This is a genomic window from Olivibacter ginsenosidimutans (genome assembly GCF_039542865.1).
GTDB classification, from domain to species: Bacteria; Bacteroidota; Bacteroidia; order Sphingobacteriales; family Sphingobacteriaceae; genus Olivibacter; species Olivibacter ginsenosidimutans.
Window position 1 is genome coordinate 226,369 of sequence record NZ_BAABIQ010000040.1, and the last position, 9,936, is coordinate 236,304.

A 9,936-nucleotide genomic window follows, 5' to 3' on the forward strand; every position below is an offset into this window, starting at 1 on the left:
GATCATAAACATATTACGAATAACATCATGGCTACTTTTTTGTAGCCATTTTAATTCACTTTTTTCCCTTTTATAGGTGCGGTGTTCTCTTTTGGCGATACTTCTTTTTGCCCACTTTTTCTTTCACCTTCCTGCTCTTCCTTCTTTTTGTCCTTATTTAAAGAGAACATGCGTTTAAAGAATTCCCCTAACGTATCGAATTCTTGCCGATAAACTAAGCCGAAGGCGCTTACATATTCGTCATTTGGATTTAAGAAATTTCGATTATTTAACCGATTAGAAGCTCTAAACAATAAATTTCCGTTTTTCCGGATGAGATATAGTGCTTCTACATCGCTTGCCACCTGATTACCAAATAAATTCAGATCATTCAATTCGCCTCTACGATCCGTTACACCACCCGTTAACATTAGGCGATTATTCAGCAGTCTGATAGACGCGCTGGCTTCATTAAATGAACGGATATTAAAGTCAACAAAATTTAAATTTAAGGATTGTGAAATCACATTATTTAACTGATTAAAAGCTAACTCAGTGCCGGCGCTGAGAAACGTGCTATTCAACTCCGTTGTTAGGTCCGTTCCGGTGCCAGGAGAAAAACTACGACGAACAATCAAGCTCAACGCTTGTTGATTGACATTATTCGCATCACTAAAATAATTTTGTAACTCATCCTTAACATAGGCATCTGAAGGGAAATCCAGTGCAAAACTAATTTCAGGGTGTAAGAGATTGCCTCCCAGAATCATTTCTGCTTGAGCAAGTACCCGTTGATCGGTGGCCGCCCGTCCAGCAGCGGTATAAAGCGGTCTAACACTTGTTCTAACTTCATAAACAGCCGTTAAATTAATCAGGGCTTCTGACGGATTACCCGTCCATCGAATGGTTCCTCCCCTACTGATTTCAAAGATTTTATTAATAAAATCCTGCGCGGTAAAGGTAAATTTACCTTGAAGGATAACATAGTCACCGAACATTTCAAAATCCCCCAAGCTGGTAATATTCATAATGATATTACCATTACCAACACCCGAAAGTTTACCCAGGTCTGTAAAGATATTTGCCTCAGCATTTCTACTGATATCCAAGTCTATATGTAAGGTCAAACCGTCAAAATAGGAATTCTTTGTTTCACTAAACGTTGAATCTTTTGAAACAAAAGTGATAAAATCGTTATCACTAACTGTCCCTGAGGCATTAAGTGGTATATTGAATATTGTTCCCTCATCGGTTGCAGCTTTTATATCAATATCCATATTACTCGTTGGCCCTTTAAAAATAAAGTCGCCTGTTCCAACAGCTGTACCATAGTAAAGAGGGTTATCTTTAGCCGTTGTATTGAGCACCATAAAATGATTGGCTTTAACTTGCACATCAATAACCGGATCCAAGGGGTTACTCATGTCTACAGAACCGTCGGCAACTGCACGATTATTATCCTTATCTCGAATTTCTAAATCGTGTAATGCTATAGTACTATTATTCACACGAACCTGATCATTGATGGTATAGCGTGTTTTTAAGTAGTTAACCGTAAAACTGGCCTCTTTAAAATCACAATCCCCACTAATTTCTGGACTCCAAGGCGTTCCTCTTACACGGATATCCGCAGAAACCGTACCGGTCAAATCAGCAACTAGCTTTTTCAAGAAAGGTTCAAAAAGTACGAGTTCGCTATCTTCTAAAGTAACCTTTAAATTTAAGCTATTCGCTGTCGCTTTGGCATCGTATGATCCGGTAATCTTCAAGGTTCTACTGCTCTGATGTTTAATCTCCATGTCCATTTCCACTAAATCTGTCTCGGGGTTCATCTCTGCGAGCAACGTCATATCTCCTATCTCCCGATCGTTATAGTATATATTAGACGAATTGATATCTGCTGAAGCATAGGGATTTTTTAGCGCCGAAAACAAATGGAAACTGCCATTAAGCTGGCCAGCCAGTTTAATTCCTAAAGGATTGGTCACCCCATCAAGGGTTGCTAAGTTAAATCGATTAAACGTCACGTTCAAAACATCTTCTTCTCTATTTGAAACTACACCATCAATTTTAACCAGTTGTTCTTTATTCTTTAATTCAAATCCCTTCACTTCAGCACGCCCATCATGGAAATCAAAATTCACTTTATCTTCCAGTTGCCAATCTTCTTGATTAATCTTAACATTTGAAGGTAATAAACTTAACCTAGCCGCCTCATCTGGCTTAAACTCTACCAGGCCGTTCAGATCCAACTGGTTTTTGGCATCAATATCAGAAAGCTTTACATTGAATTGTAAGCTATCATCTGCCAAGATGTTGGATATATTTATGTTTTCTACATACAGACTATCTGTTATATTTACCTTGTCTGCAGTTAGGGTTAAATTTAGTGATTCATTACCTGCCACTTCATCCAAAATAATATCTTTTATTTTAAGCTTCCCTACTTCTAATAGAGGGATATACGCATTCAAATTAGCAATACTATCTGCGGTAGAGAATTTTCCATTAACTTGCATGGTATCGGGCATATGCAGTGATGGAGCAAACAATTTAAATAACGGTTCAGAGCGTTTAAGTCGAAGAGCAAAATTGAAAGCCTGTTTCCCTGTATTCAAATCTATATCCCATGATGGCAAATAACGTTTGGCAATAGACTTAAAATAGGCTGGGAACGTATTTAAATCAATTTCGCCGTTCAGTGTAGCGTCTAAAATATCTGACTCAATAGCGATCGTCCGGTCATTGTCAGTTCCTTTAGCTACCAATACCATTGAATCTACTGCGGCAGAATAATTAGGCTTTCTGAGTACAACCTTAGTGATACTTGCATTTCCTACCAAATTATTCAGATTATTGCCACGAAAATTGCTATTAATTTGCCCCTCAACAACTACTGAATCTTTTGCTAATCCCATTTTATATAAATCAGCTTTATTGACAACACCAAACAGCTCATAGGTAGGATTTTGCTGATTTTTCAAATCAACTTCACCGGTAAGTGATGACATCAGCTTAGGATCGTTAACGGATAAATTGCCCGTAATTACCTTTTCCAACACTTTTCCATCAAACTGAAGATGATCGTACCGATGGTTATCATAATACAAGTAGGGAATATCAGCTTTTACCTGTGCAATAATTTCTGCCAAGTTAAAACCCTGTCCGTTTATTGTTGCTTGGAAAGCAGCAGATCCTAATTGCTTTTGATGCAGTAAAGAACCGAGATCGAAATGACTTGTTTGAATACTACCATCGTATGTATGATCGTCTTTTAACGTCATCGCAAGCTTTTCGCTCACTTCTCCTAAGCTCGTTTTCAATACGCCATCAGTTTTGAAGTCATTATAGTATCCAGATAATTTACCTGTGTAACTAATATGGCCGAGGGATTCTAAGAAATCCGGTAATTGAAAACGAGTGTTCCCACTAAAACCAGCCAATAAGGGTTCCGCGTCTCCTTTGTTCGTCGCGAATTGCGTAAGATTAACGGTAAATATAGTCTGCTCAATTTTGGGTAATCCTGAAACAGCAACATCACCTGAAAAATAAGTCGCCTTGCCCATTTTTATAAGCATTTGCTTACCGGAAAAATGATTGACCTTTCCACTAACATGGCCATTGATACCTATATTAAATTTAATTTGGTTGACTGAAGGAGCAAAAAAAGCAATATCTTTCGCCTCCACTCGACTGTCTTTAATAATAGCATGAACGGTCACCTTATTAATAAAATCAGAGAAATCAGCGATATCGCGATAATTAAATCTCAAATAATTCCCCAGTTTACTAGCATTTGTTTCAGCGTATAGCTGCTTAAACTCCATACTGGTACTGTCAATTTTTACGGAAGCATCTAATTGTTTCAACCAAAAACCACTTTTTTCTTTAAAATGTAATTGCTTGACATCTCCCTTTAGTAAGTGGTCCTGTACATCAATATTCGCAAGCTCACCACTTAAATTAACAATCTTAATATCGTTAAAATCTATTCCTTGTTGTGCAGCTTCAGCTAAATAATTTTTATAGCTAAAACTCAATTCCCGAAAAGATACTTGTCGCAAATGAATCATCAATCCCCCCCCACTTTTTTTCTTACTTTTTGAGCTACTGAAATAAGAACTTATAAAAGATAGGTTAGTCGTGGTATCTGTTTTCTTTTTTAGGTGAAAAGTTCCTTGACGTAAATGAAGATCATTGACATGAATTTCTTTATTTCCAATATGTTGAAAATTCAATTTAGCCTGTAAGGCATCAACGTAAAGTAAGGTATCATGATCCAAATCCTCTACATAAACCTGCTTGAGCGTTAAAGAAGAAAAGGGTTTAAAATAAATACCACCAATGGAAATAGTGGTATGTAATTCACGAGAAAAGTAAGCTGCCAAACGTTGTGTAAGGAATGTCTGCACGGGCCTGAGTTGCAAGAAAAATAATAGTAACACCAGCAATATCAATATACTGCTCAAGCTATACAAAACTATTTTTACTATTTTTCTGATCAAGTTCCCCCTATATTTACTCAACTGTTATTCACGAAGAAAATCATTTTACAACAAGCTATCTAACTGTAATACGGATTATGGCAATGTAATAACGAATAAATCCGATTACCCTACCGATCAACTTTTATATAAACAAAAGTTTATATAAGTTTGTAATCTTAAATCATTAAAATTTTGCACATTGGCAATTATTCTTGGCATCGAATCTTCGTGTGACGAAACCTCTGCCGCTATTTGTATAGACGGACAAATCCACTCAAATATTATCGCTAACCAAACGATACATGAAAAATTTGGCGGCGTTGTTCCAGAGTTGGCTTCTCGTGCTCACCAACAACACATCATTCCTACCGTTAATGAGGCTATCCGTGAAGCAAAAATACATAAAAATGCTATAGATGCCATAGCATTTACAAGAGGACCGGGCTTGTTGGGATCACTACTAGTGGGAACATCTTTTGCAAAAGCATTTGCTATGGCAAGAAAAATTCCGCTCATTGAAGTCAATCACATGCAAGCCCATATACTGGCTCATTTTATCGAAGATCCGAAGCCAGCATTTCCCTTTATATGCCTCACCGTTTCAGGAGGGCATACGCAGCTCGTATTGGTTAACGATTACTTTGATATGGAATTAATTGGTCAAACCATTGATGACGCTGCCGGCGAAGCCTTTGATAAAACGGCTAAAATACTCAACCTCCCATATCCAGGTGGCCCTTTAATCGATAAGCTTGCAAAAGAAGGCGTTCCTCGTTTCCAATTTCCCGAGCCTCAGATCAAAGGTTTGGATTTTAGTTTTAGTGGCTTAAAGACTGCTATTTTATATTTCGTACAGCAACAGATAGCGCAAAATCCAAACTTTTTACAAGATAATATTCATGATATTTGTGCCTCCGTCCAAGAACGGATTATTAGCATCTTATTAAAGAAGTTAAGACGCGCTGCAGAGCACTACCACATCAACCAAGTCGCCATTGCGGGTGGTGTATCGGCTAATTCTGGCCTTCGGGAAGGTCTGGATAAACTTGCTAAAGAAGAGCATTGGGATGCTTTTATTCCCAGATTTGAATATTGTACAGATAACGCTGCAATGATTGCTATTGCGGGATATTACAAATATCTCTATAACGATTTTGCGACACAAGACATCGCCCCGCTAGCTAGATGGGCAATAAATCATCAAAAATAGGTTAAAAAAAATTTTAAGATGGGAGCTCCGAGTTTGATTTTCTTTGGAATTTTTGCCTTTCCTCTAATCGCATTTCTATTCTGGTTAATGCGTAAAGATAAAAAAAGGGGGATTTTTGGCATTATCGTAGTGATTATATTGGTTATTTTCGCTGTTGCAGTTTCTTTAAAGGCAAGCAAAAGTGAACTCGACAGGGAAAAGTATGAAAAACTTGATCGTTAATAGCTTTTAACCCAGATTATCCGGCGGATAATCTGGGTTAAAAAGTTCGCCTATTTTTCTTCCAATTTTTCAGCGGAAACCAATGCTTTAATCTTCGTCTCCAATTCATCCATTAAATCTGGATTATCTAACAATAAAGATTTCACAGCATCCCTTCCCTGTCCTAATTTAGTATCGCCATAGCTAAACCATGATCCTGATTTTTTAATCACATCAAAATCTACTCCCAAATCAATAATTTCACCTACTTTCGATATTCCCTCTCCAAACATAATATCAAATTCTGCCACACGGAACGGTGGAGCTACCTTGTTCTTCACAATCTTAACTTTTACCCGATTACCGGAGACCTCATCAGCATCTTTGATTTGTGAAGTTCTACGGATGTCCAAACGTACAGAAGCATAAAATTTGAGTGCATTTCCACCGGTGGTTGTTTCAGGATTTCCAAACATCACCCCTATTTTTTCTCTTAATTGATTGATAAAAATGCAGCAACAATTGGTCTTAGAGATCGTGCCGGTTAATTTTCGTAAAGCTTGAGACATCAACCTCGCTTGCAAGCCCATTTTAGAATCGCCCATCTCTCCTTCAATTTCCCCTTTAGGCACTAGTGCCGCCACTGAATCGATAACAATTACATCAATGGCTCCTGAACGAATCAAATTATCAGCAATTTCCAATGCTTGCTCTCCATTATCCGGTTGAGAAATCAATAAATTTTCCACATCAACCCCAAGTTTACGTGCATAAAATTTATCAAAAGCATGCTCTGCATCGATAATTGCTGCAATCCCACCCTTTTTTTGTGCCTCTGCAATGACATGCGTAGCCAAAGTTGTCTTACCTGAAGATTCTGGCCCATATATTTCAATGACGCGTCCCTTTGGCACACCACCAATACCTAGTGCGATGTCTAGTCCTAAAGAACCTGTAGAAATTGCATCAATCGGTTCAACAGCAGAGTCTCCCAGCTTCATAATGGTACCCTTACCGTATGACTTTTCTAATTTATCTAGTGTTAGCTGTAAAGCCTTTAATTTATCTTGGTTACTCATTTCTAATTTTTTAATCAAAAATACTAATTTTCTTACAAAGATACTAAATTTGTTAGCACTTTTATTTTCTTTTTTCCACTTTCTTCTGAGAAGAACTTATCGGTTTTCCACCCAATCCTAAAATTTCCTTTTCATAATATTTACAAAGATAGGTAATTGGACATATAGAGCACTTCGGCTTTCTCGCTACACAAATGTATCGTCCATGCAAGATAAGCCAGTGGTGGGCAATGCCTAAAGTATCTTTAGGTAAGTACTTCACCAGTTGCTTTTCTACTGCAAGCGGTGTCTTTGCATGATCGGTGAGTCCTATTCGGTTAGCAACTCGAAAAACATGTGTATCAACAGCTATAGCCGGAGCATCGTAAACTACTGAAGCAATAACATTGGCTGTTTTTCTACCAACGCCAGGTAATCGCTGCAGTTGATCAATTGCTGAGGGCACCTTACCATCAAAATCACTTATCAACATCTTCGCCATTCCTACCAAATGTTTAGCTTTATTATTGGGATAACTTACACTTTTGATATAGCTAAACACCTCATCCACAGAAGAAGCCGCTAATGTTTGTACGTCCGGATAACGCTCGAATAACTTAGGTGTTACCTGATTTATGCGTTTATCTGTACATTGAGCAGAAAGTATTACTGCCACCAATAATTCGAAAGCGTTAGTATAATTCAGCTCAGTTTGTGCGTCTGGATTATGCGAAGAAAAATAAGCAACAAGTTCTCGATAACGATCTTTTTTTTGCATAAAAACCACTAAGTCATCCGTTCTGGGAAGATCCGTTACAAGCCCTTATATTGTTTAGAAAAGGCCAAAATGGTTTGAATACTCTGTCTAGAAGGCTCTCTTATCAGGTTATCCAAAGGCTGTTGTAAAAGCGCATAGAAAAGCTTTTCCTCTGCATTAAGCGACAGCTCCTCATATAGATTGGCTTTATTTGCAGAGTTTTCAGAAATTTGTGATGTAAAAGTTTCAACCATAAATTATAATTTTTAATTCATCAATATAATTATCTAACGGGCATTGCTTCCATATATTGTACATCCTAGCACAAATAAGTAAGATTTACTTATCAACAAATTTTCCTCTACTTATCAACAGCTAGCTTTTCTGCCAATTGCAACGCATTATAAGCATTTACCAAACCACCGGTTATACAGATATCGGATAAAAGTACTTTTTTCTTCGCTTTATCTTGTACAATTTTTATCTTCTGCGAAGGTTTTACAACAGATGCCAGAATAATTTTCTTCACTTCAGCCGCTGTAAATTTTGGATAATAAGACCTTATTAAAGCAGCCACTCCACTAACGGCTGGAGCTGCCATACTTGTACCATCCTCATCTTTATATTTAGATTCTGGAACAGTAGAGTGAATAGCTACACCAGGTGCAAAAACATCAACCGTTCTTTTACCATAATTTGAAAACTCAGCCACTAGTGTTTCGTCATACTTCCAGTTACTTGCCCCTACCTCAATCCAGTTTTCGGCCACTCCCATATTAAGCCCCAAACTGTCAACATAATTTCTATTGGGATAGTTGGCATTGGCGTCATTATCCTGCCCTTCGTTACCTGCAGCATGAATGATGAGTACATCATGTTGCATTGCGTATCTCACGGCACTATCCACAATCTGTTTATCTTTCACATAAGCTTTTCCGAAACTCATATTCACTACTCTCGCTCCATTATCAACAGCATAGAACAACGCATTAGCCACATCCTTATCTCGTTCATCACCATCGGGCACCACACGTAAAACCATAATTTTCGCTTGATCAGCAATTCCTTTTATGCCAAGATTATTGGCTCTATTTGCCGCAATAATACCCGCCACATGTGTTCCGTGTAGCGCATCAGGCCCTTTCACATCAGCATTTCCATAATATCGTTCTTTGCTATCTCTATAATGATCGCCCACAATTGATCGTGGGTCATAGGCCATATTCAGGTGATAATTAACTTCCGCCTCATAATGATCAACTCCCTCTACTAAATCCTCATAGAATTTACTAAAATCACCCTCATCGTTAATCCCTCTTATCATCATTGCTAATGCCTTTCTTTCCAATTTATTCTTTGGTTTATATTTTTTCAATTCACCAATGGAAGGGTTCTTTTTATCTATACGGGTTATAATAGAGTCGACATGATTTTTAAATTCCTTAATCGCCCGTTCCGTCAACTCCGCAATTTGCAGTTTACGCATATAATCCGTATTCATTTTCTGATATTCCAAGAATTGACGGCGCTCTTTTTCCCCTAAAGGTGTTGAAGGCAATACCGATACATATTTCGGTTGTAGTTCCCGTACCAATCGTAATACTTCCAGATTGTCATATTGCACATTTTTTCCCTTCGCATTGCCTATAAAATTCCAGCCATTAACATCGTCAATATATCCGTTTTCATCATTATCTATGCTATCGCCTTCTATTTCCTTCGAATTCATCCAAATTTTATCCTTCAAATCTTCATGATGTATATCAACGCCACCATCAATAACGGCAACTACTACAGATTGCCCCGTTTTTCCCATCAAAAGCTTCTCGTATGCTTTTTCTGTGCTCATTCCTGGTATGCCGTCGGCTTGTAAATCCAAATTCTGCCAATTAGGCTTTGGTTTTTTCTCCTGTGAAAAACCCAAAAGGGGAACTAACCAAATCAAAAACAAAAAATTAAGGATATACTTCATTTATTGCGGATTAATATTGGCGATAAAAATAATACTATTTATGGATACCTTTGCCGGAACGGCATAAAATTCTTGTTGCAGAAACAATGTTTGTTGGTTAGCCGCTGGTGATGCACGCCGGCCCTTAGGGCTCATGGGGATACTCCTCCAAATAGAACGAGGCCCCGACTGACTTGCAGCGGGGCCTCGGTATAAGGTAAGGCACCGACCTACTCTCCCACGTGTTACCGCAGTACCATCGGCTCTGGCGGGCTTAACTGCTCTGTTCGGTA

The 9,936-nt window shown here is 38.1% G+C and carries 7 protein-coding genes and 1 rRNA gene; 2 read left to right on the plus strand and 6 right to left on the minus strand.

What is annotated here, in order from left to right; genetic code table 11:
* Positions 1-50 precede the first annotated feature (50 nt).
* The gene (locus tag ABD930_RS15760) at positions 51-4,448 is read right to left on the minus strand and encodes a translocation/assembly module TamB domain-containing protein (RefSeq protein ID WP_345232823.1); all 4,398 of its coding nucleotides are present in this window, start codon (positions 4,446-4,448) and stop codon (positions 51-53) included.
* 217 nt (positions 4,449-4,665) lie between these two features.
* On the opposite strand from ABD930_RS15760, the gene tsaD reads away from it, so the two are divergent.
* Both tsaD and ABD930_RS15770 read left to right on the plus strand, forming a co-directional pair.
* Positions 4,666-5,676 (plus strand): tRNA (adenosine(37)-N6)-threonylcarbamoyltransferase complex transferase subunit TsaD, encoded by a 1,011-nt coding sequence (gene tsaD / locus ABD930_RS15765; RefSeq protein WP_345232825.1) that lies wholly within the window; start codon positions 4,666-4,668, stop codon positions 5,674-5,676.
* Between the two features lie 18 nt (positions 5,677-5,694).
* Positions 5,695-5,898 (plus strand): hypothetical protein, encoded by a 204-nt coding sequence (locus ABD930_RS15770; RefSeq protein ID WP_345232827.1) that lies wholly within the window; start codon positions 5,695-5,697, stop codon positions 5,896-5,898.
* A gap of 50 nt (positions 5,899-5,948) precedes the next feature.
* On the opposite strand, the gene recA is transcribed toward ABD930_RS15770, so the two are convergent.
* From recA to rrf, 5 genes are all read right to left on the minus strand, one after another.
* Positions 5,949-6,956, minus strand: coding sequence for a recombinase RecA (recA, locus tag ABD930_RS15775; protein ID WP_345232829.1), 1,008 nt, complete (start codon positions 6,954-6,956; stop codon positions 5,949-5,951).
* Positions 6,957-7,017: 61 nt separating this feature from the next.
* On the minus strand, positions 7,018-7,713 hold the full coding sequence (gene nth, locus ABD930_RS15780; protein WP_345232831.1) for an endonuclease III: 696 nt from the start codon (positions 7,711-7,713) through the stop codon (positions 7,018-7,020).
* A gap of 35 nt (positions 7,714-7,748) precedes the next feature.
* Entirely contained in the window at positions 7,749-7,946 is a 198-nt protein-coding gene (locus ABD930_RS15785) for a hypothetical protein (RefSeq protein WP_345232833.1), read from the minus strand.
* 107 nt (positions 7,947-8,053) lie between these two features.
* A complete protein-coding gene (locus ABD930_RS15790) occupies positions 8,054-9,664 on the minus strand; it encodes a S8 family peptidase (RefSeq protein ID WP_345232835.1) in 1,611 nt (536 codons plus the stop codon).
* A gap of 196 nt (positions 9,665-9,860) precedes the next feature.
* A 5S ribosomal RNA gene (gene rrf / locus ABD930_RS21900) occupies positions 9,861-9,936 on the minus strand; the annotation flags it as partial.